This window comes from Klebsiella sp. 141240, assembly GCF_050600805.1.
GTDB classification, from domain to species: Bacteria; Pseudomonadota; Gammaproteobacteria; order Enterobacterales; family Enterobacteriaceae; genus Klebsiella; species Klebsiella aerogenes.
Map to the genome: position 1 here is coordinate 168,985 of NZ_JAQIRK010000007.1, position 20,746 is coordinate 189,730.

The window sequence follows — 20,746 nt, forward strand, 5'->3', positions numbered from 1 at the left end:
CGCCGACACCCATAAAATAAATAGTGGTATGGCACGAAAAATTAAAAAGGCGTTTCAAATTATGTCGTTCAGCAAAAAGCTGAAGCTCGCGGAGTACTTCACCATTAACTTCAGCAAAAATGTGCGGTATCTCTAAATTCTGTTATCAGTCTTCGGAGTTTACTTGCGCAGTGTGCAAGAAAGGTACAGACTCATTGAAACGTTTCAGCGTCATCAGAGTATTATCCAGTCATCGGGTGGCGTATTTTTTCTCATGTTAGCTGAAACGATTCAATTCAGCGGAGAGGAGAACTATGTTCCAGTTATCTGTACAGGATATCCATCCCGGCCAGCAGGCCGCGAATAAAGAAGAGGCAATACGTCAGATTGCTGGCGCGCTGGTTAGCGCGGGTAATGTGGCTGACGGCTACGTTAACGGTATGCTTGCCCGCGAGCAGCAGACCTCCACTTTCCTCGGCAACGGCATCGCCATCCCGCACGGCACCACCGATACCCGCGACCAGGTTCTGAAAACCGGTGTCCAGGTGTATCAGTTCCCGCAGGGCGTGACCTGGGGAGAAGGACAAACCGCTTATGTGGCGATCGGTATTGCCGCCAGCTCCGACGAGCATCTCGGTCTGCTGCGTCAGTTGACGCACGTCCTGAGCGACGACTCGGTGGCTGAACAGCTGAGAACCGTCACCACCGCAGAAGATCTGCGGGCTCTGCTGATGGGTGAAAAGCAAAGCGAAGCGCTGAAGCTCGACAACGAAACGTTGAGCCTGGACGTGGTCGCCAACGATCTGCTGACGCTGCAGGCGCTGAACGCCGCTCGGCTGAAAGAGGCGGGGGCGGTAAACGCCGACTTCGTCAGCCGTACCATTAACGATGCGCCGCTCAATCTGGGCCAGGGGATCTGGTTGAACGATTGTGCGCAAGGCAACCTGCGCAGCGCCGTTGCCGTGAGTCGCGCTGCCAATGCCTTTACCGCTGATGGGCAGCCGGTAGCGCTGCTGATCACCGTCGCGATGGCCGATGAGCAGCCGACCGCGGTGCTTAATCGCCTGAGCAATCTGCTCATTGATAAAAAAGCGGAGCATCTGCTGAAAGCCGACGCCGCCACGCTGCTGGCGCTGCTGACCAGCGACGACGCCATTGCTGAAGACGTGCTGAATGCTGAATTTGTAGTACGCAACGAGCACGGGCTGCACGCGCGTCCGGGCACGATGCTGGTTAATACGATTAAACAATTCTCCAGCGACATTACCGTCACCAACCTCGACGGTTCCGGCAAGCCGGCCAATGGCCGCAGCCTGATGAAGGTCGTGGCGCTGGGCGTGAAAAAAGGTCACCGTCTGCGTTTTACCGCGCAGGGTGAAGATGCGCAACAAGCGCTGGATGCGATTGGCGAAGCGATCGCCGCAGGCCTTGGGGAGGGCGCATAAATGAGCAGACGTGTAGCAACAATTACTTTAAATCCGGCGTACGACCTGGTGGGCTTCACCCCGGAAATCGAACGTGGCGAAGTGAACCTGGTACGTACCACCGGCCTGCATGCGGCAGGTAAAGGTATCAACGTGGCGAAGGTGCTGAAAGATCTCGGCATCGACGTCACCGTCGGCGGCTTCCTCGGTAAAGATAACCAGGATGGCTTCCAGCAGCTGTTCAGCGAGCTGGGCATCGCCAACCGCTTCCAGGTGGTGCAGGGGCGTACCCGTATCAACGTCAAGCTGACGGAAAAAGACGGCGAAGTGACCGATTTCAACTTCTCCGGTTTTGAAGTGACTCCGGCGGATTGGGAGCGTTTCGTTAATGATTCTCTGAGCTGGCTGGGGCAGTTCGATATGGTTTGCGTCAGCGGCAGCCTGCCGTCCGGCGTGAGTCCGGAAGCTTTTACCGATTGGATGACGCGCCTGCGCAGCCAGTGCCCGTGCATTATTTTCGATAGTAGCCGAGAAGCGCTGGTCGCCGGACTGAAAGCCGCGCCGTGGCTGGTAAAACCAAACCGCCGCGAGCTGGAAATCTGGGCTGGCCGCAAGCTGCCGGAGATGAAAGATGTCATCGACGCCGCCCATGCGCTGCGCGAGCAAGGTATTGCCCACGTGGTGATTTCGCTGGGCGAAGAGGGCGCGCTGTGGGTTAACGCCTCCGGCGAATGGATTGCCAAACCGCCTTCAGTCGAGGTTGTCAGCACCGTAGGCGCCGGTGATTCGATGGTCGGCGGCCTGATTTACGGCCTGCTGATGCGTGAATCCAGCGAGCATACCCTGCGCCTGGCTACCGCCGTCGCCGCCCTGGCCGTTAGCCAGAGCAACGTTGGCATTACCGATCGTACCCAGTTGGCCGCAATGATGGCGCGCGTCGACTTACAACCCTTTAATTGACAGCAGGAGAGGCATAATGAAAACGCTGCTGATTATTGATGCCGGGCTTGGACAGGCTCGCGCCTACATGGCGAAGACCCTGCTCAGCGCCGCGGCGCAGAAAGCGCACCTTGAGCTGATTGATAACCCGAACGATGCCGAACTGGCCATCGTGCTGGGGACCGCGCTGCCGGCAGATAGCGCGCTGAACGGTAAAAACGTCTATCTGGGCGATATTAACCGTGCAGTCGCTCATCCGGAATTGTTCCTCGGCGAAGCGAAAGACCACGCTAAGCCGTACGTTGCGCCAGCGGCGGTAGCCGTTCCGGCCGCGGCTCAGGGGCAGAAACGTATTGTCGCCGTCACCGCTTGTCCGACCGGCGTTGCCCATACCTTTATGGCGGCCGAAGCCATTGAAACCGAGGCCAAAAAACGCGGCTGGTGGGTGAAAGTGGAAACCCGTGGCTCAGTGGGGGCCGGTAATACCATTACTCCGGAAGAGGTGGAGCAGGCGGATCTGGTGATCGTCGCCGCCGATATCGAAGTCGATCTGGCGAAGTTCGCTGGTAAACCGATGTATCGCACCACTACCGGACTGGCGCTGAAGAAAACCGCGCAGGAACTGGATAAAGCCGTTGCGGAAGCAAAACCGTACCAGCCATCCGGCAAACCGCAGGCGTCCGGTGAAGGTAAAAAAGAGTCGGCTGGCGCCTATCGTCACCTGCTGACCGGCGTCTCCTACATGCTGCCGATGGTGGTAGCGGGCGGCCTGTGTATCGCGCTGTCGTTCGCGTTCGGTATTAAAGCGTTTGAAGTGAAAGACACCATGGCGGCGGCGTTGATGCAAATCGGTGGCGGTTCAGCCTTTGCGCTGATGGTGCCGGTACTGGCGGGCTTTATCGCTTTCTCCATCGCTGACCGTCCGGGTCTGACGCCTGGTCTTATCGGCGGTATGCTGGCCGTCAGCGGCGGCTCCGGTTTTATCGGCGGTATCATCGCCGGTTTTCTTGCCGGTTACGTGGCTAAGTTAATCAGCACTAAGCTGAAACTGCCGCAGAGTATGGAAGCATTGAAGCCGATTCTGATCATTCCGTTGATTTCCAGCCTGATTGTTGGTCTGGCGATGATCTACCTGATCGGCAAACCGGTGGCGGGTATCCTGGCCGGGCTTACCCACTGGCTGCAAACTATGGGGACGGCGAACGCAGTACTGCTCGGCGCGATCCTCGGCGGCATGATGTGTACCGATATGGGCGGGCCGGTGAACAAAGCGGCTTATGCCTTCGGTGTGGGTCTGTTGAGTACTCAAACCTACGCGCCGATGGCGGCGATTATGGCGGCCGGTATGGTGCCACCGCTGGCGCTTGGCCTGGCGACGCTTATTGCCCGCAACAAGTTCGACAAATCACAGCGTGAAGGCGGTAAAGCGGCGCTGGTTCTGGGCCTGTGCTTTATCACCGAAGGGGCGATTCCATTCGCCGCTCGCGATCCGATGCGCGTACTGCCTTGCTGTATCGTAGGCGGCGCGGTGACCGGCGCTATCTCGATGGCGGTTGGCGCGAAACTGATGGCGCCGCACGGCGGTCTGTTCGTTCTGCTGATCCCAGGAGCCATCACTCCGGTGCTGGGTTATCTGCTGGCGATTATTGCCGGTACGCTGGTCGCGGGTCTCTCTTACGCGGTGCTGAAGCGCCCGGAAGCGCCGGCAGCGGAAGCTGAAAAAGCGGCATAATATAAGCGTAATAAAAAAGGGCCGATTCATCGGCCCTTTTTTTGTTCCTGAATTCAGGCCACTTCGGCGGTCTGCTGCGCCCGCAGCCAGGCAATTTCTTCCGCCCAGATATCCGGGTTAATGGTTTCCAGAATCAGCGGGATACCATCGAAACGGTTATCCTGCATGATCCAACGAAAAGCATCATGGCCGATATTGCCTTCACCCAGGCTATGGTGACGGTCGACGCGGCTGCCAAAAGCGCTTTTGGCATCATTCAGATGCATGCCGCGCAGATACTGGAAGCCGACGATTCGTTCGAATTCGGCAAAGGTCTTTTCACACTCCTCCGCGCTGCGTAGGTCATAACCGGCGGCGAAAGCGTGGCAGGTATCAATGCAGACGCCAACGCGGGATTTGTCCTCAACGCCGTCAATGATGGCGGCCAGATGTTCAAATTTAAACCCGAGATTGCTGCCCTGGCCGGCGGTATTTTCGATAACCGCGGTCACGCCTTCGGTTTTCGCCAGCGCGATGTTGATGGATTCAGCGATACGCGCCAGGCATTCATCTTCCGGGATCTGCTGCAGGTGGCTGCCCGGATGGAAGTTGAGCAGCGTTAATCCCAACTGCTGGCAGCGGGTTAATTCATCGATAAACGCCTCGCGAGATTTCTCCAGCGCTTCTTCGACCGGATGACCGAGGTTAATGAGGTAGCTGTCGTGCGGCAGGATCTGCCCCGGGCCGAAGTGATATTTTTCGCAGGCGGCTTTGAATTCGGCAATCGCTTCGTCGGTGAGCGGCGCGGCGCGCCATTGACGCTGATTTTTGGTGAACAGGGCGAATGCGGTCGCTTCGATTTCGGCGGCGCGGATGGCGGCATTGGCCAACCCGCCGGAGGCGCTAACGTGCGCTCCAATGTATTTCATAAAAAACTCCAGTTAAGCCGCTGGGGGGAGGGTAATGATAGCGGCTTAACCGGAGAGTTACAGCAATGAATGAATATCGATGAGGAAACTTACTGTTTAACCAATCAGGTGGTGGATAGCGAAGTTAATCGCGCCGCCGCCAACAATTAGCCAGACGAACAGTACCAGCGCCATCAGCAGCGGCTTCGCACCGGCTTTTTTCAGCGCGCTGACGTGGGTGGTTAAGCCCAGCGCGGCCATTGCCATCGCCAGCAGTACGGTATCGAGGGTGACCAGCATATCGACTACGGCTTTTGGCAGCAGGTGGAAGGAGTTAAACACCGCCACCAGAATAAACAGGATGGCAAACCATGGAATGGTGATTTTGCTCTTTTCGCCGTTACCGGCTGGCGCCAGCTGTTTCACACGAGCGGCGATGAACAGCAGGAACGGAGCCAGCATCATCACGCGCAGCATTTTGGCGATAACCGCGGCATTTTCGGCATCCGGGCTAACCGCATGACCGGCGGCAACGACCTGGGCGACTTCATGCATGGTGGAGCCCATATAGATGCCGTAAGTTTCCGGAGTGAACCAGTGCGCCAGCAGCGGATACATCGCCGGGTAGAGGAAGATGGCGATAGTACCGAAGATAACCACTGTCGCCACGGCGACCGTCACTTTACTGGCTTCGGCTTTGACGACCGGCTCGGTGGCCAGAACCGCCGCGGCGCCGCAGATGCTGCTACCGGCGCCGATAAGCCAGCTGGTGTGTTTATCGAGCCCGAAAACCTTCTGCCCGAGGAAACAGGCGATAAAGAAGGTGCTGGACAGCGTCAGCACGTCAATCAGGATCCCGCTGACGCCGACGTCAGCAATCTGGGCAAACGTCAGACGAAAACCATAAAGAATGATCCCCAGGCGCAGCAGATACTGCTTGGCGAAAATCACCCCGCCGTCGCAGGACTGCCAAATTTTGGGATAAACGGTGTTACCGACCACCATGCCGAACAAGATAGCCAGCGTTAGCGCGCTGAAGCCCGCGCCGGCGATTGCAGGGAAACTGCCTGCCCACAGGGCGGCGCCGGTCAACGCGGCGGTCAGCGCCAGGCCTGGGACGAAATGCCACAGGGTGCGATGTTTAGTGGGTAAAGTGAGTGCTGTCATAACCTTCTCCTTTGTCTGGGCAAAGAATACGACTGACTGGTTTAAAAATAAAATTGATTATATATTTATAATCTATCGGAATAAGTGATAAACCCTTCATCCTTCGCGCTGCAGGTGTGTTGGCTACGTTTACTCACCCCAGTCACTTACTGATGTAAGCTCCTGGGGACTAATGAGGGACATCCTTGTCCCTCACCGGAGGCCAGCCTTTGGCTGGTCAAATTCGTTCCTGACGAATTTGTCGCTCACTTGCCGCCTTCCTGCAGCACGAATGATTTTGGGTTAAACCCTTCATCCTTCAGGCCACAGCCCTGATGATTTATGTCACCATAGTGTTGACGGTTATCCAGATTGGGCTAATAAACAGGTGAGTTATGCATATCACGCTACGGCAACTGGAAGTTTTTGCTGAGGTTTTGAAAAGCGGGTCAACGACTCAGGCGTCACAGATGCTGGCGCTGTCGCAGTCGGCGGTGAGCGCGGCTCTGACCGAACTAGAGGGGCAACTTGGCGTCCAGCTGTTTGACCGCGTCGGCAAACGGCTGGTGGTCAACGAGCACGGGCGTTTGCTCTATCCGCGCGCGCTTGCGCTGCTGGAGCGCGCCGGGGAGATAGAACAGCTGTTCCGTGGCGATAATGGCGCTATCCGCGTTTATGCCAGTAGCACCATTGGCAACTATATTCTGCCGGAAATCATCGCCCGCTACCGCCGCGATTTCCCCGAACTGCCGCTGGAACTGAGCGTCGGCAACAGCCAGGACGTGATTAATGCGGTCAGCGATCTGCGCGTCGATATTGGCCTGATTGAAGGCCCGTGCCACGCGGCGGATATTATCGCCGAGCCGTGGATTGAAGATGAACTGGTGGTGTTCGCCGCCCCTGATTCTCCATTCCTCGAAGGCGAATTGACGCTGCAACGGCTGGCGGAAGCACAGTGGATCCTTCGCGAGCATGGCTCCGGCACGCGGGAAATCGTCGACTACGTGCTGTTATCGCATCTGCCCGCGTTCCAGTTAGGCATGGAGCTTGGCAACTCAGAGGCCATTAAACATGCGGTCCGTCATGGGTTAGGCATTAGTTGCTTGTCGCGGCGGGTAATTGCTGAACAGCTGGCAGCCGGAACGCTGGTGGAGCTCAAGCTGCCGCTGCCGCGCCTGACGCGCACGTTGTGGCGTATTCGCCATCGGCAAAAGCACGTTTCCAAGGCGCTGCAGCGTTTTATCCGTTACTGCGAGGTGTAGCGCTAGCGACGACGTAAGTTACGATTTTTTGTCTGTTTTTTTATGCGCCAATTCAGGATTACTGCTTTACTAATAATTTGTGTCAGATCATGAAGCTCTCTTATAACTTTGCATTTGTACCGGATGGACGGACGATCGTCTGCTACAATCGCGCCTCATTTTTTGGATGGATAGCATTTTCACATGGTTTCGGAAACTAAAACCACAGAAGCGCCCACGCTCCGCCGCGAGCTAAAAGCGCGCCACTTGACCATGATCGCTATTGGCGGTTCCATCGGTACAGGTCTTTTCGTTGCCTCTGGCGCAACAATTTCACAGGCAGGCCCCGGCGGCGCGCTGCTTTCCTACATTCTGATCGGTCTGATGGTATATTTCCTGATGACCAGTCTCGGCGAGCTGGCGGCGTTTATGCCGGTTTCAGGCTCCTTTGCGACCTACGGTCAGAACTACGTAGAAGAAGGCTTTGGCTTCGCGCTGGGCTGGAACTACTGGTACAACTGGGCGGTGACTATCGCCGTTGACCTCGTAGCCTCGCAGCTGGTGATGAGCTACTGGTTCCCGGATACCCCCGGCTGGATCTGGAGCGCGCTGTTCCTTGGTATCATGTTCCTGTTGAACTGGATCTCGGTACGCGGCTTCGGCGAAGCGGAGTACTGGTTCTCGCTGATTAAAGTTGCCACCGTGATTATCTTTATCATCGTCGGCATCATGATGATTTTTGGCATCTTCGAAGGCACGACGCCGGCGGGCTGGAGCAACTGGGGCATTGATGACGCGCCGTTTGCCGGCGGCTTTGCGGCGATGATCGGCGTGGCGATGATTGTCGGTTTCTCCTTCCAGGGCACCGAGCTCATCGGTATTGCCGCAGGCGAATCGGAAAATCCGGAGAAGAACATTCCGCGCGCGGTGCGTCAGGTGTTCTGGCGTATCCTGCTGTTCTATGTCTTCGCGATTTTGATTATCAGCCTGATCATCCCGTATACCGATCCGAGTCTGCTGCGCAACGACGTTAAAGATATTTCCGTTAGCCCGTTCACCCTGGTGTTCGAGCATGCCGGTCTGCTCTCTGCGGCGGCTATCATGAACGCGGTTATCCTGACGGCGGTGTTGTCGGCGGGTAACTCCGGGATGTACGCCTCTACGCGTATGTTGTATACCCTGGCGTGCGACGGCAAAGCGCCGCGCATTTTCTCGAAGCTGTCGAGAGGCGGCGTACCGCGCAATGCGCTGTATGCGACTACCGTGATTGCGGCGCTGTGCTTCCTGACCTCGATGTTCGGCAACCAGACGGTTTATCTGTGGCTGCTGAATACCTCCGGGATGACCGGCTTTATCGCCTGGTTGGGTATTGCGATCAGCCACTACCGTTTCCGTCGTGGCTACGTGTTGCAGGGTAACGATATCAATAACCTGCCGTACCGTTCCGGCTTCTTCCCGCTGGGGCCGATCTTCGCTTTCGTACTGTGCCTTATCATTACCCTTGGCCAGAACTACGAAGCCTTCCTCAAGGACACCATTGATTGGGGCGGCGTGGCGGCGACCTACATCGGCATTCCGCTATTCCTGGTTATCTGGTTTGGTTACAAGCTGGTGAAAGGTACCCGCTTCGTGCGCTACAGCGAAATGAAGTTCCCGGAACGCTTTAAAGGCTAATTCCACTCTTTACCGCTTTCGATAAAGCCCTCTTTTAAAGAGGGCTTTTTTTATGCCTGCAAGGCTTACAAACGGACACACTTCTTCATAATTGTATTGATAATTGTAATCATTATCCTTATCATTTCGGAAAATTCAGGATGAAGCCAATCTCCCTATCTTGCCGCTCAACAACGAAAGGCAAGGGGTGACCAGCCACATCGACTGTAAAAAATTTGCACGCGGCCGCCAGAGCCGCGTGTCGACAAGATGTGCAAGCTGCACCCTTTGTTTGATTTGTAGTTGACCTCATGGAGATTTGGTATGTTCAGGTTAAACCCTTTTGCCCGGGCGGGACTGTGCGCGTCCGTCGTCGCATTGGCATTTCCGGCGCTGGCCGCAAATGATGACGAAACGCTGGTTGTCACCGCCGCGGCGACTGAACAGAGCGTCAAAGATGCCCCCGCCAGTATCAGCGTTATCACCCAACAGGACTTGCAGCGTAAGCCGGTGCAGAACCTGAAGGACGTGCTGCGCGATGTGCCTGGCGTTCAGCTCACCAACGAAGGGGATAACCGTAAGGGCGTGAGTATTCGCGGTCTGAGTAGCAGCTATACGCTGATTCTCATCGATGGCAAACGGGTGAACTCGCGTAATGCTGTCTTCCGCCATAACGATTTCGATCTTAACTGGATCCCGGTGGACTCCATCGAGCGGATTGAAGTAGTGCGCGGCCCGATGTCTTCCCTGTACGGTTCCGACGCGCTCGGCGGCGTGGTCAACATCATTACCAAAAAAATCGGCCAGAAATGGACCGGTACCCTCAGCAGCGATGCCACCATTCAGGAACACCGCGATCGCGGTGACACTTACAACGGCCAGTTCTTCACCAGCGGTCCGCTGATTGACGGCGTGTTGGGCATGAAAGCCTACGGCAGCCTGGCGAAACGCAGTAAAGACGATCAACAATCTTCCAGCAACGCCGCGGGCGAAACGCCGCGCATTGAAGGTTTTACCAGCCGCGACGGCAACGTTGAGTTCGCCTGGACGCCAACGGAGAACCAGGACATTACCGCCGGCTACGGTTTCGATCGCCAGGATCGCGATTCAGACTCGCTCGACAAAAACCGCCTTGAACGCCAAAACTACTCTTTGACCCATAACGGGCGCTGGGACGTTGGTAATAGCGAAGTGAAATTCTACGGCGAGAAAGTGGATAACAAAAATCCAGGGCAGGCGGGCACTATTACTTCTGAGAGTAATGCGGTCGATGGTAAATATGTGATGCCGCTGGGTATGATCAACCAGATCGTCACCCTCGGCGGTGAATGGCGCCACGATAAACTCAAAGATCCGGTAAACCTGAGCAGCGGCGGTAAATCGACTTCCGCCAGCCAGTACGCGCTGTTCCTCGAAGATGAGTGGCGGATCTTTGAACCGCTGGCGCTGACCACCGGCATCCGTATGGACGATCACCAAACCTACGGCGATCACTGGAGCCCGCGTGCGTACCTGGTCTATAACGCCACCGATACCGTGACCGTGAAAGGCGGTTGGGCTACGGCCTTTAAAGCGCCGTCGCTGCTGCAATTGAACCCGGACTGGACCACCAACTCCTGTCGCGGCAGCTGCAGCATTATCGGTAACCCGAATCTGAAGCCGGAAACCAGCGAAAGCTTTGAGCTTGGTCTGTATTACAGCGGTGAAGAGGGCTGGCTGGAAGGTGTTGAAGGCAGCGTGACCGCCTTCCAGAACAACGTTGACGATATGATCGACATCCTGCGCACCTCCAGCGCCAGCGAGGCGCCGGGTTACCCGAACTTCGTCGGCTGGAAGACCGTGAACGGTAAGCGCGTGCCGGTATTCCGCTACTTCAACGTCAACAAAGCGCGGATTAAAGGCGTGGAGACCGAAGTGAAGGTTCCGTTCGGCGAAGAGTGGAAACTGACGGTCAACTATACCTATAACGATGGTCGCGATCTGAGCAACGGCGGCAATAAACCGCTACAGACGCTGCCGTTCCATACCGCTAACGGTACACTCGACTGGAAACCGCTGGAGGATTGGTCTTTCTATGTCACGGCCAACTATACCGGCGAGCAGCGAGCGGTAAGCGCGACGGGTAAAACCCCAGGCGGTTATACCATGTTCGATATCGGCGCCGCGTGGCAGGTCAGTAAAAACGTGAAACTGCGCTCCGGCGTGCTTAACGTCGGCGACAAAGATCTGAACCGCGACGATTACAGCTACACCGAAGATGGCCGTCGCTACTTTATGGCCGTCGATTACCGCTTCTGATAGCGATAAACTGTCTGCCGCCGCTGAAGTGACTTCAGTGGCGGCAGTCCCGATAAAACGTGTACGCCGCTATCCGCCAGGTATCAGCCGCTTGCCTCTTTCATCCACCACCTTTTCTCCATCCTCTTTGCTAAAAGCGCCTTGCTGCGGATCGGGCAGGATATCCAGTACCACTTCAGAAGGCCGACATAAGCGGGTTCCCCGTTCAGTGACCACAATAGGGCGATTAATCAGGATGGGATGAGCGAGCATAAATTCTATTAACTGCTCGTCAGTGAACTTGTCCTCCGCAAGCCCCAACAGAGCATAAGGTTCAACATTCCCTCGTAACAGAGTACGCACCGCGATCCCCATCTCTGCGATAAGTTTAACCAGCTCATCGTGAGTCGGCGGGGTTTCAAGGTAATGAATAACGGTGGGCTCAGTACCGCTGTTACGGATCATCTCCAGCGTATTACGTGACGTACCACAGGCCGGGTTGTGATAGATGGTGATATTACTCATATGAGTATCTCGTTATAGAGTGAGAGAGAGCCGCAGCGCCAGCGCGGCCAGAGTGACAAACAGGACAGGTAGCGTCATGATGATGCCGGTGCGGAAGTAATATCCCCAACTGATGGTCATGCTCTTCTGCGACAGTACGTGCAGCCACAGCAGGGTTGCCAGACTGCCTATTGGCGTGATTTTGGGGCCTAAATCGCACCCGATCACGTTGGCGTAGATCATCGCTTCTTTGATAACGCCAGAAGCGGTGCTTCCTTCAATCGACAGCGCGCCCACCAGGACCGTTGGCATATTGTTCATTATCGACGACAGGAAAGCGGTCAGGAAGCCCGTGCCGAACGTTGCCGCCAGCAGTCCCTTATCCGCCAGCATATTCAGCGCAGCCGATAGATATTCCGTTAAGCCCGCATTGCGCAGACCGTAGACCACCAGGTACATACCCAGCGAGAAAATAACGATCTGCCAGGGCGCGCCGCGTAACACTTTACCGGTATTGATGGCGTGACCTCTTTTCGCAACGGCAAACAGAACAGCGGCTCCGACAGCGGCGATGGCGCTAACGGGCAGCCCCATCGGTTCAAGAACAAAGAAACCAACCAGCAACAAAAGCAGAACAACCCAGCCAGCTTTGAAGGTTGCGGGATCTTTAATCGCGCTGGCAGGCGTTTTCAGCAAAGTGACGTTGTAGGTTGCCGGAATATCCCGGCGGAAAAACAGATGCAGCATGCCCAGCGTGGCCGCGATGGCAGCAATATCAACAGGAACCATTACAGAGGCGTATTGCGTAAAACCAAGCCGGAAGAAGTCAGCAGAGACAATGTTTACCAGATTGGAAACGATAAGCGGCAGGCTGGCGGTATCGGCAATAAACCCGGCAGCCATGACAAAAGCCAAAGTTGTCCTTTTGCTGAACCCCAGAGCGAACAGCATGGCAATGACGATGGGAGTAAGAATGAGCGCTGCGCCATCGTTAGCAAACAGCGCCGCAACGGTCGCGCCTAACAGGATTATCCAGGTAAACAGCAGACGACCGCGCCCGTTGCCCCAGCGGGAGACATGCAGCGCGGCCCATTCAAAAAAGCCCGATTCATCGAGCAGTAGGCTGATGATAATCACTGCGATAAAAGTCGCTGTTGCGTTCCAGACGATATTCCAGACAACGGGAATATCACTGGGATGAATAACGCCGCTGACCAGCGCCAGTACGGTGCCAATACTCGCGCTCCAGCCGATGCTGAGGCCCCGGGGCTGCCAGATAACCAATACCAGCGTGAATAAAAAGAGACTACCTGCCAACAACATTCTCTACTCCAATATATGCGTTTCTATATATGTATCAACAGGCGGCGCACGCTGTTTTCTTGCGCCATTCGTTAATATCTTCCCTCATGCTCAGCCTGGTTGTGGCAATGATTTCCGCCGCCCAAGCAGGCATATGGGGCGAGAGGCGATAGTGCACCCATTTCCCTTGCCGGCGGTCGAGTACCAGCTCGGCTTCACGTAATATCGCTATATGACGCGATATTTTCGGTTGGGATTGCCCGGTGGCGGCACACAGATCGCAGACGCACAGTTCGCCGGACTCACGCAGCAACATGATGATGGCTAAACGGGTTTCATCCGCCAGAATTTTAAACAGCTGGATAGGTTTTATCATGGTTGACCAGATTATCATCGGAGTACATATATGCTAAATCATATGTGTTGTGTTTGAAATAACAAATTATCGCCCGTAGCGACAAGGTAGTTCCTGACGATGATAAAAAACCGGGCAAGCGGAGTATGCCCGGCGAGGCGGGGGAGGGGGACTATTTAAACAGATGCTTCCCGTGGAAGCGCAGATGATCTTCTATAAAGGTGGCAATGAAATAGTAGCTGTGGTCGTAGCCGGGCTGGATACGCAGGCTCAGCGGCCACTGTTTCTGTCGCGCCACCTCTGCAAGGACCGCGGGCTGCAGCTGGGCGCCAAGAAACTGGTCGGCGTCACCCTGGTCAATTAAGGTCGGAATGGCATCCCCGGCCTGGCTTGCCTGCATCAGCGCGCAGCTGTCCCACTCCTGCCAGGTCGCTTCATCATCGCCCAGATAAGCGCTGAACGCTTTTTGTCCCCACGGAACTTTGCATGGGTTGACGATCGGCGCGAAGGCCGAGACGCTGGTAAAGCGCCCTGGGTTTTTCAGCGCCATGATGAGCGCGCCGTGGCCGCCCATCGAGTGGCCGCTGATGGCGCAACGGTCGGCGACCTGAAACTGGTGGTTAATTAACTGCGGCAGCTCATCGCGCAGGTAGTCATACATGCGAAAATGGGCCGCCCACGGCGCCTGAGTGGCGTTGAGGTAAAAACCTGCGCCTTTACCGAGATCGTAACCGGCATCATCGGCGACGTCATCGCCGCGCGGGCTGGTGTCGGGCATCACCAGCGCGATACCAAGTTCGGCGGCTATCCGCTGAGCGCCGGCCTTAGTGGTGAAGTTTTCGTCATTGCAGGTCAAACCGGATAGCCAGTACAGCACCGGCGGTGGGGCGGTTTCCGTCGTCGGCGGTAAAAAAATGCTGAACGTCATCGCACAGTTCAGGGTACTGGAGTGATGACGCCAGCGCTGCTGCCGACCTTCGTAACAGCGATGTTCTTCAAGCAGTTCCATCCAGGGCTCCTCGGGTATCTATGTGTAATGCTTAATAATACAGATATTTCATTAACCGGTGAGTAACTTTCACTTTCCCGTCGCGCAAAGCTATTGCATCATTAATACGAGTTATAAAGAACATCTCAGAACATCTACAGTACTTATGATTGCGCGCGGTAGCGGCGGGGCTCGCTGGCGTGGCGCATCGACAACGTCCAACCGCAGCGGTAAAAATGAAAGGTTGCGCCAATTTCAATAATTATCGTGACGGCTACTGGATTATGTGCGCCACCTCACGCACAATGAGTGCAAACTTTGCCCTCAGAAGAGCAAAGAGCGCCACACCTGCAGGAGAACCTAAATGTCATCATTGAGTAAAGAAGCCATACTCGTTCATGAAGCGCTGGTCGCTCGTGGGCTGGAGACGCCGCTGCGTCCGCCAGTACAAGAAATTGATAATGAAACGCGCAAGCGTCTGATCGCCGGGCACATGACTGAGATTATGCAACTGCTGAATCTTGATCTCAGTGACGACAGCCTGATGGAGACTCCGCATCGCATCGCAAAAATGTACGTTGATGAGATTTTCTCCGGTCTGGATTACGCCAGATTCCCGAAAATCACCGTTATTGAAAACAAAATGAAAGTTGACGAGATGGTGACGGTTCGCGATATCACGCTGACCAGTACCTGTGAACATCACTTTGTGACGATTGACGGCAAAGCGACCGTTGCTTATATCCCGAAAGATTCGGTAATCGGCCTGTCGAAAATTAACCGCATCGTGCAGTTCTTTGCCCAGCGTCCACAGGTGCAGGAGCGCCTGACGCAGCAGATCCTTACCGCGCTGCAGACTCTGCTCGGTACCAGTAACGTCGCGGTATCCATTGATGCGGTGCATTACTGCGTGAAAGCGCGCGGCATCCGCGATGCGACCAGCGCCACGACCACCACTTCGCTGGGCGGTCTGTTTAAATCCAGCCAGAATACCCGCCAGGAGTTCCTGCGCGCCGTACGTCACCACAATTAATTCGGAGCAGGGTGCATGGAGAGAAACGTCACGCTGGACTTCGTTCGCGGTGTCGCCATCCTCGGCATTCTGCTACTGAATATCACCGCCTTCGGCTTGCCGAAGGCGGCCTATCTTAATCCGGCCTGGGCCGGGAGTATTTCGCCGAGCGACGCCTGGAGCTGGGCAATCCTCGATCTGTTTGCGCAGGTAAAATTCCTCACCCTGTTTGCTCTGCTGTTCGGCGCCGGATTGCAAATGCTGCTGGTACGCGGTAAACGTTGGATCCAGTCGCGGCTAACGCTGCTTGCCCTACTTGGTTTTATTCACGGTCTCTTTTTCTGGGACGGAGATATTCTGCTGGCCTATGCGTTGGTGGGGCTAATTGCCTGGCGCATGGTACGCGATGCCCATCACGTTAAATCGCTATTTAATACCGGCGTAGTGCTTTATCTCATCGGTATTGCGGTGCTGGTATTGTTGGGATTAATTTCCGGCAACGGCGCCAGTCGGTCATGGGTGCCCGATGCCGCGAATGTGCAGTATGAGCAGTTCTGGAAGCTCAAAGGCGGTATGGAGGCGGTGAGCAATCGCGCGGATATGCTGTCCGATAACCTGGTGGCGCTTGGCGTGCAGTACGGCTGGCAGCTGGCGGGGATGATGCTAATGGGCGCGGCGCTGATGCGCTGCGGCTGGTTGAAAGGGCAGTTTAGCCTTAGTCACTACCGCCGCGTCGGGGCTGTGCTGATTATTACCGGAATGATGGTAAATGTGCCGGCCATCGCCGCGCAGTGGTACTTGCAATGGGACTACCGCTGGTGTGGTTTTCTGCTGCAGGCGCCGCGTGAACTTGGCGCGCCGTTACAAACCATTGGCTATGCCGCGCTGGCGTGGGGATTCTGGCCGCAATTATGCCGCTTTCGTCTGGTCGGGGCGATTGCCTGCGTTGGGCGGATGGCGCTCAGTAACTATTTACTGCAAACCCTGATCTGCACCACGCTGTTCTATCATCTCGGCCTGTTTATGAAATTTGACCGTTTTCAGCTGTTGGCCTTTGTGCCGGCGGTGTGGGCCGTTAATCTCCTCTTCTCGCAGTTTTGGCTGCGTCATTTCCGCCAGGGGCCCGTTGAGTGGCTATGGCGACAGTTAACCCTGAGAGCCTCAGGGACATCATCCAGAGATACATCTGTATAACGATCTCGATCACAATCATTAACAAAATGGATGTAACCGTTTCCAGCGATGTGACCTCACTCACGTAGCGCGGCGCGCGTCGCTGCCAGAATAGCCACCTTGCTGAACACAGGAGGTGGGTGTGACGTATTGCAATGCGATAAAGGCGGGTATGTATGATCACCATTCGTGATGTCGCCCGTCAGGCGGGGGTTTCGGTAGCAACGGTTTCGCGGGTGCTGAATAACAGCGCGCTGGTGAGCCCGGATACCCGGGAGGCAGTGATGAAGGCGGTCGCGCAACTGGGCTATCGGCCGAATGCCAATGCCCAGGCGCTGGCGACCCAGGTTAGCGATACCATTGGCGTGGTGGTGATGGATGTGTCAGACGCCTTTTTCGGCGCGCTGGTGAAAGCGGTGGATACCGTCGCGCAGCAGCATCAGAAATATGTGCTAATCGGCAACAGCTACCATGAAGCTGAAAAAGAGCGTAACGCCATTGAGGTGCTGATTCGCCAGCGCTGTTCGGCGCTTATCGTGCATTCGAAAGCGTTAAGCGATGCCGAACTTGGCGACTTTATGCAGCATATCCCGGGCATGGTGCTGATAAACCGCATTGTACCGGGTTTCGCGCACCGCTGCGTGGGTCTCGATAACGTCAGCGGCGCGCTAATGGCTACGCGAATGCTGCTCAATCACGGCCATCAGCGGATTGGCTATCTCTCTTCCAATCACGGCATTGAGGATGATGAACTGCGCCGCGAAGGGTGGAGTAAAGCGCTGCAGGAGCAGGGCATTATCGCGCCGGATAGCTGGGTGGGCTCAGGTTCGCCGGATATGCAGGGCGGCGAAGCGGCGATGGTTGAACTGCTGGGGCGTAATTTAGGCCTGACGGCGGTGTTTGCCTATAACGACAGTATGGCTGCCGGCGCGCTCACCACCCTCAAGGATAACGGCATTGCCGTGCCGCAGCATCTCTCGCTGATTGGTTTTGATGACATTCCCATTTCCCGTTACACCGACCCGCAGCTGACCACGGTGCGCTATCCCATTATGTCGATGGCTAAACTGGCTACCGAACTGGCGCTACAAGGGGCGGCAGGAAAACTCGATAGTGAGGCCAGCCACTGTTTTATGCCCACGCTGGTGCGGCGCCATTCGGTGACGCAGAAGCAAAGTGTGGGGCCGATCACTAACTGAATCTATCAATCGATGTAACCGCTTTCAATCTGTGAGTAAATTCACAGTATATTAACATTCCGCTGTTTATGATGGCAGCGTTGACCAGTCCGAACCAGGCTGTGCTGATGATGCGTTTAAACATCATCTTAAACAATAGGTTAGGCACTTGATGAAGCCGTTTTTCTGGAGCGTTACCCTACACGGAAGACAGAATTAACGTTGTGAATATCGTTGTGCGGTAACCCTAATGTAACAACTCCCGCCAGCTATCTTCACGCCAAAAAAAACGATGCAAAATAATAAAACCGGAGATTCCATGAATAAGAAGGTCTTAGCTCTGTCCGCCGTCATGGCTGGCATGCTTTTCGGCGCCGCAGCGCATGCCGCGGATACCCGTATCGGCGTTACGATCTACAAGTATGACGACAACTTCATGTCCGTCGTGCGTAAAGCTATCGAAAAAGACGGCAAATCTGCGCCGGATGTGAAACTGCTGATGAATGACTCGCAGAACGATCAGTCCAAACAGAACGATCAGATCGACGTGCTGCTGGCGAAGGGGGTGAAGGCGCTGGCCATCAACCTGGTTGACCCGGCGGCGGCGGGTACGGTTATCGACAAAGCGCGCGGGCAAAATGTGCCGGTGGTGTTCTTTAACAAAGAGCCATCGCGCAAGGCGCTGGATAGCTACGATAAAGCCTACTATGTAGGTACCGACTCCAAAGAATCCGGTATTATCCAGGGCGATCTTATCGCCAAACACTGGAAAGCGAACCCAAACTGGGATCTGAACAAAGATGGTCAGATTCAGTTTGTCCTGTTGAAAGGCGAGCCGGGCCACCCGGACGCCGAAGCGCGTACTTCCTACGTCATCAAAGAGCTGAATGAAAAAGGGCTTAAAACTCAGCAACTGGCGTTAGATACCGCCATGTGGGATACCGCGCAAGCGAAAGATAAAATGGACGCCTGGCTCTCCGGCCCGAACGCTAACAAAATCGAAGTGGTCATCGCTAACAACGATGCGATGGCGATGGGCGCGGTAGAAGCGCTGAAAGCGCATAACAAGAGCAGCATTCCGGTGTTCGGCGTCGATGCCCTGCCTGAAGCGCTGGCGCTGGTGAAATCCGGCGCGATGGCCGGTACCGTGCTGAACGATGCCAATAACCAGGCGAAAGCGACTTTCGATCTGGCGAAGAACCTGGCTGACGGCAAAGAGCCCGCTGCTGGCACCAACTGGAAAATTGAGAATAAGATTGTCCGCGTACCGTACGTAGGCGTCGATAAAGACAACCTCAGCCAGTTTATCGGTAAATAAGTTCTTCATGCATTGCGGGCGCGTTCAGCGCGCCCGATTATTCCTGATACCGAAGCCGATTTTGCTGCGATATAACTTATCGTCGCGGATCGTCACGAACGCAGCCAGGTATAACTATGGTCAGCAATAATAGCGTACAGTCGGGCGAATATTTGTTGGAAATGAGCGACATCAACAAATCCTTCCCCGGCGTTAAAGCTCTTGATAATGTCAACCTGAAGGTTCGTCCGCACTCTATCCATGCATTAATGGGGGAGAATGGCGCGGGTAAATCGACATTATTAAAATGCTTATTTGGGATCTATCAAAAAGATTCCGGCAGTATTCTTTTTCAAGGAAAAGAGATCGATTTCCATTCGGCGAAAGAAGCGTTGGAAAACGGTATTTCTATGGTGCACCAGGAGTTAAACCTGGTACTTCAACGTTCGGTCATGGACAACATGTGGCTGGGACGCTACCCCACCAAAGGCATGTTTGTCGATCAGGATAAAATGTATCGCGATACCAAAGCGATATTTGATGAGCTCGATATTGATATTGATCCGCGCGCTCGCGTGGGAACTTTATCGGTATCTCAGATGCAGATGATTGAAATAGCGAAGGCATTCTCTTATGACGCCAAAATCGTCATTATGGATGAGCCTACCTCATCGCTGACCGAGAAAGAGGTCAATCACCTGTTTAAAATAATCCGCAAGCTGAAAGAGCGTGGCTGCGGTATTGTTTATATCTCCCATAAAATGGAGGAGATATTTCAGCTCTGCGATGAGATTACTATCCTGCGCGATGGTCAGTGGATTGCCACCCAGCCGCTGGAAGGGCTGGATATGGATAAGATCATTGCGATGATGGTTGGCCGTTCGCTGAACCAGCGTTTTCCGGATAAACAAAACAAACCGGGCGAAGTAATCCTTGAAGTTCGTAACCTGACCTCGCTGCGCCAGCCGTCGATTCGCGATGTCTCATTCGATCTGCATAAGGGCGAAATCCTCGGCATTGCCGGACTGGTAGGCGCGAAGCGTACCGATATCGTTGAAACGCTGTTTGGCATCCGCGAAAAGGCCAGCGGCACCATTACCCTGCATGGTAAAAAAATTAATAACCATAGCGCTAACGAAGCGATTAACCACGGCTTTGCGCTGGTAACCGAAGAGCGTCGTTCGACGGGGATTTATGCTTATCTCGATATTGGTTTTAACTCGCTGATATCAAATATCAAGAAGTATAAAAACAAGGTCGGCCTGTTGGACAATTCACGGATGAAAAGCGATACCCAATGGGTTATCGATTCCATGCGGGTTAAAACCCCAGGTCATCAAACTCAGATCGGTTCACTTTCCGGCGGGAATCAGCAGAAGGTTATTATCGGTCGTTGGTTATTAACCCAACCGGAAATATTAATGCTTGATGAACCGACCCGCGGAATTGACGTCGGCGCGAAATTTGAAATTTACCAGCTGATTGCTGAACTGGCCAAAAAAGATAAGGGCATCATTATTATCTCTTCTGAAATGCCGGAGCTGCTGGGAATTACCGACCGTATTCTGGTTATGAGCAACGGGCTGGTTGCCGGAATTGTTGAGACCAAAACCACGACGCAAAATGAAATTCTGCGTCTTGCATCATTGCACCTTTGAG

General features: G+C 54.8%; 17 protein-coding genes. 11 read left to right on the plus strand and 6 right to left on the minus strand.

Annotated elements, in window-relative coordinates:
• Nucleotides 1-293: 293 nt before the first annotated feature.
• Genes fruB through fruA form a run of 3 tightly spaced genes read left to right on the plus strand, consistent with a single transcriptional unit; the run spans nt 294 to nt 4,074 of the window.
• On the plus strand, nt 294-1,424 hold the full coding sequence (gene fruB / locus PGQ95_RS14895) for a fused PTS fructose transporter subunit IIA/HPr protein (RefSeq protein WP_087860153.1): 1,131 nt from the start codon (nt 294-296) through the stop codon (nt 1,422-1,424).
• Nucleotides 1,425-2,363, plus strand: a complete 939-nt coding sequence (fruK, locus tag PGQ95_RS14900) for a 1-phosphofructokinase (protein ID WP_015365695.1) — start codon at nt 1,425-1,427, stop codon at nt 2,361-2,363.
• A gap of 16 nt (nt 2,364-2,379) precedes the next feature.
• Nucleotides 2,380-4,074: a PTS fructose transporter subunit IIBC gene (gene fruA, locus PGQ95_RS14905; RefSeq protein WP_430918542.1), complete on the plus strand. Its 1,695-nt coding sequence runs from the start codon at nt 2,380-2,382 to the stop codon at nt 4,072-4,074.
• 53 nt (nt 4,075-4,127) lie between these two features.
• Here the strand turns inward: fruA and nfo are convergent, their stop codons facing one another.
• Together nfo and PGQ95_RS14915 are read right to left on the minus strand one after the other, a co-directional pair.
• The gene (gene nfo / locus PGQ95_RS14910) at nt 4,128-4,982 is read right to left on the minus strand and encodes a deoxyribonuclease IV (RefSeq protein WP_020078284.1); all 855 of its coding nucleotides are present in this window, start codon (nt 4,980-4,982) and stop codon (nt 4,128-4,130) included.
• Between the two features lie 96 nt (nt 4,983-5,078).
• Nucleotides 5,079-6,128: a YeiH family protein gene (locus tag PGQ95_RS14915; RefSeq protein WP_047466087.1), complete on the minus strand. Its 1,050-nt coding sequence runs from the start codon at nt 6,126-6,128 to the stop codon at nt 5,079-5,081.
• A 374-nt stretch (nt 6,129-6,502) separates the two neighbouring features.
• Here PGQ95_RS14915 and yieE point away from each other — a divergent pair, with 374 nt between their 5' ends.
• The 3 genes from yieE to cirA all read left to right on the plus strand — a co-directional run bounded on the left by yieE (nt 6,503) and on the right by cirA (nt 11,299).
• Nucleotides 6,503-7,369, plus strand: a complete 867-nt coding sequence (gene yieE, locus PGQ95_RS14920; RefSeq protein ID WP_087860155.1) for a DNA-binding transcriptional regulator YeiE — start codon at nt 6,503-6,505, stop codon at nt 7,367-7,369.
• Nucleotides 7,370-7,552: 183 nt separating this feature from the next.
• Nucleotides 7,553-9,022 carry an amino acid permease gene (locus PGQ95_RS14925; protein ID WP_045376788.1) on the plus strand — a complete coding sequence of 490 codons (1,470 nt, stop codon included), beginning with the start codon at nt 7,553-7,555 and terminating at the stop codon, nt 9,020-9,022.
• 303 nt (nt 9,023-9,325) lie between these two features.
• Nucleotides 9,326-11,299, plus strand: a complete 1,974-nt coding sequence (gene cirA, locus PGQ95_RS14930; RefSeq protein WP_045391307.1) for a catecholate siderophore receptor CirA — start codon at nt 9,326-9,328, stop codon at nt 11,297-11,299.
• Between the two features lie 69 nt (nt 11,300-11,368).
• Here cirA and arsC read toward each other — a convergent pair whose 3' ends face one another.
• The 4 genes from arsC to fghA all read right to left on the minus strand — a co-directional run bounded on the left by arsC (nt 11,369) and on the right by fghA (nt 14,448).
• A complete protein-coding gene (arsC, locus tag PGQ95_RS14935) occupies nt 11,369-11,803 on the minus strand; it encodes a glutaredoxin-dependent arsenate reductase (RefSeq protein WP_213316969.1) in 435 nt (144 codons plus the stop codon).
• A gap of 12 nt (nt 11,804-11,815) precedes the next feature.
• A complete protein-coding gene (locus PGQ95_RS14940; RefSeq protein WP_430918545.1) occupies nt 11,816-13,105 on the minus strand; it encodes an arsenic transporter in 1,290 nt (429 codons plus the stop codon).
• Between the two features lie 34 nt (nt 13,106-13,139).
• Nucleotides 13,140-13,460, minus strand: coding sequence for a metalloregulator ArsR/SmtB family transcription factor (locus PGQ95_RS14945; RefSeq protein ID WP_411325893.1), 321 nt, complete (start codon nt 13,458-13,460; stop codon nt 13,140-13,142).
• Between the two features lie 151 nt (nt 13,461-13,611).
• Nucleotides 13,612-14,448, minus strand: coding sequence for an S-formylglutathione hydrolase (gene fghA, locus PGQ95_RS14950; protein WP_430918547.1), 837 nt, complete (start codon nt 14,446-14,448; stop codon nt 13,612-13,614).
• A 343-nt stretch (nt 14,449-14,791) separates the two neighbouring features.
• Between fghA and folE the strand changes: the two genes are divergently transcribed.
• The 5 genes from folE (at nt 14,792) to mglA (ending at nt 20,745) form a co-directional block, all read left to right on the plus strand.
• Entirely contained in the window at nt 14,792-15,460 is a 669-nt protein-coding gene (folE, locus tag PGQ95_RS14955) for a GTP cyclohydrolase I FolE (protein WP_015365708.1), read from the plus strand.
• 15 nt (nt 15,461-15,475) lie between these two features.
• On the plus strand, nt 15,476-16,633 hold the full coding sequence (yeiB, locus tag PGQ95_RS14960; RefSeq protein WP_087860162.1) for a DUF418 domain-containing protein YeiB: 1,158 nt from the start codon (nt 15,476-15,478) through the stop codon (nt 16,631-16,633).
• A 155-nt stretch (nt 16,634-16,788) separates the two neighbouring features.
• Nucleotides 16,789-17,811 carry an HTH-type transcriptional regulator GalS gene (gene galS / locus PGQ95_RS14965; protein ID WP_015365710.1) on the plus strand — a complete coding sequence of 341 codons (1,023 nt, stop codon included), beginning with the start codon at nt 16,789-16,791 and terminating at the stop codon, nt 17,809-17,811.
• A 298-nt stretch (nt 17,812-18,109) separates the two neighbouring features.
• Nucleotides 18,110-19,108, plus strand: coding sequence for a galactose/glucose ABC transporter substrate-binding protein MglB (gene mglB / locus PGQ95_RS14970; protein ID WP_045391288.1), 999 nt, complete (start codon nt 18,110-18,112; stop codon nt 19,106-19,108).
• A 116-nt stretch (nt 19,109-19,224) separates the two neighbouring features.
• A complete protein-coding gene (gene mglA / locus PGQ95_RS14975) occupies nt 19,225-20,745 on the plus strand; it encodes a galactose/methyl galactoside ABC transporter ATP-binding protein MglA (RefSeq protein ID WP_015365712.1) in 1,521 nt (506 codons plus the stop codon).
• Nucleotide 20,746: the final 1 nt, after the last annotated feature.

What these genes read in the sequence shown, in the direction of transcription:
- nfo (WP_020078284.1), bottom strand. Translation starts at nt 4,982, where the DNA reads ATGAAATACATTGGAGCGCACGTTAGCGCCTCCGGCGGGTTGGCCAAT.
- fruB (WP_087860153.1), top strand. Translation starts at nt 294, where the DNA reads ATGTTCCAGTTATCTGTACAGGATATCCATCCCGGCCAGCAGGCCGCG.
- fruA (WP_430918542.1), top strand. Translation starts at nt 2,380, where the DNA reads ATGAAAACGCTGCTGATTATTGATGCCGGGCTTGGACAGGCTCGCGCC.
- mglA (WP_015365712.1), top strand. Translation starts at nt 19,225, where the DNA reads ATGGTCAGCAATAATAGCGTACAGTCGGGCGAATATTTGTTGGAAATG.
- folE (WP_015365708.1), top strand. Translation starts at nt 14,792, where the DNA reads ATGTCATCATTGAGTAAAGAAGCCATACTCGTTCATGAAGCGCTGGTC.
- mglB (WP_045391288.1), top strand. Translation starts at nt 18,110, where the DNA reads ATGAATAAGAAGGTCTTAGCTCTGTCCGCCGTCATGGCTGGCATGCTT.
- yieE (WP_087860155.1), top strand. Translation starts at nt 6,503, where the DNA reads ATGCATATCACGCTACGGCAACTGGAAGTTTTTGCTGAGGTTTTGAAA.
- cirA (WP_045391307.1), top strand. Translation starts at nt 9,326, where the DNA reads ATGTTCAGGTTAAACCCTTTTGCCCGGGCGGGACTGTGCGCGTCCGTC.
- PGQ95_RS14915 (WP_047466087.1), bottom strand. Translation starts at nt 6,128, where the DNA reads ATGACAGCACTCACTTTACCCACTAAACATCGCACCCTGTGGCATTTC.
- arsC (WP_213316969.1), bottom strand. Translation starts at nt 11,803, where the DNA reads ATGAGTAATATCACCATCTATCACAACCCGGCCTGTGGTACGTCACGT.
- fghA (WP_430918547.1), bottom strand. Translation starts at nt 14,448, where the DNA reads ATGGAACTGCTTGAAGAACATCGCTGTTACGAAGGTCGGCAGCAGCGC.
- PGQ95_RS14945 (WP_411325893.1), bottom strand. Translation starts at nt 13,460, where the DNA reads ATGATAAAACCTATCCAGCTGTTTAAAATTCTGGCGGATGAAACCCGT.
- PGQ95_RS14925 (WP_045376788.1), top strand. Translation starts at nt 7,553, where the DNA reads ATGGTTTCGGAAACTAAAACCACAGAAGCGCCCACGCTCCGCCGCGAG.
- galS (WP_015365710.1), top strand. Translation starts at nt 16,789, where the DNA reads ATGATCACCATTCGTGATGTCGCCCGTCAGGCGGGGGTTTCGGTAGCA.
- yeiB (WP_087860162.1), top strand. Translation starts at nt 15,476, where the DNA reads ATGGAGAGAAACGTCACGCTGGACTTCGTTCGCGGTGTCGCCATCCTC.
- fruK (WP_015365695.1), top strand. Translation starts at nt 1,425, where the DNA reads ATGAGCAGACGTGTAGCAACAATTACTTTAAATCCGGCGTACGACCTG.
- PGQ95_RS14940 (WP_430918545.1), bottom strand. Translation starts at nt 13,105, where the DNA reads ATGTTGTTGGCAGGTAGTCTCTTTTTATTCACGCTGGTATTGGTTATC.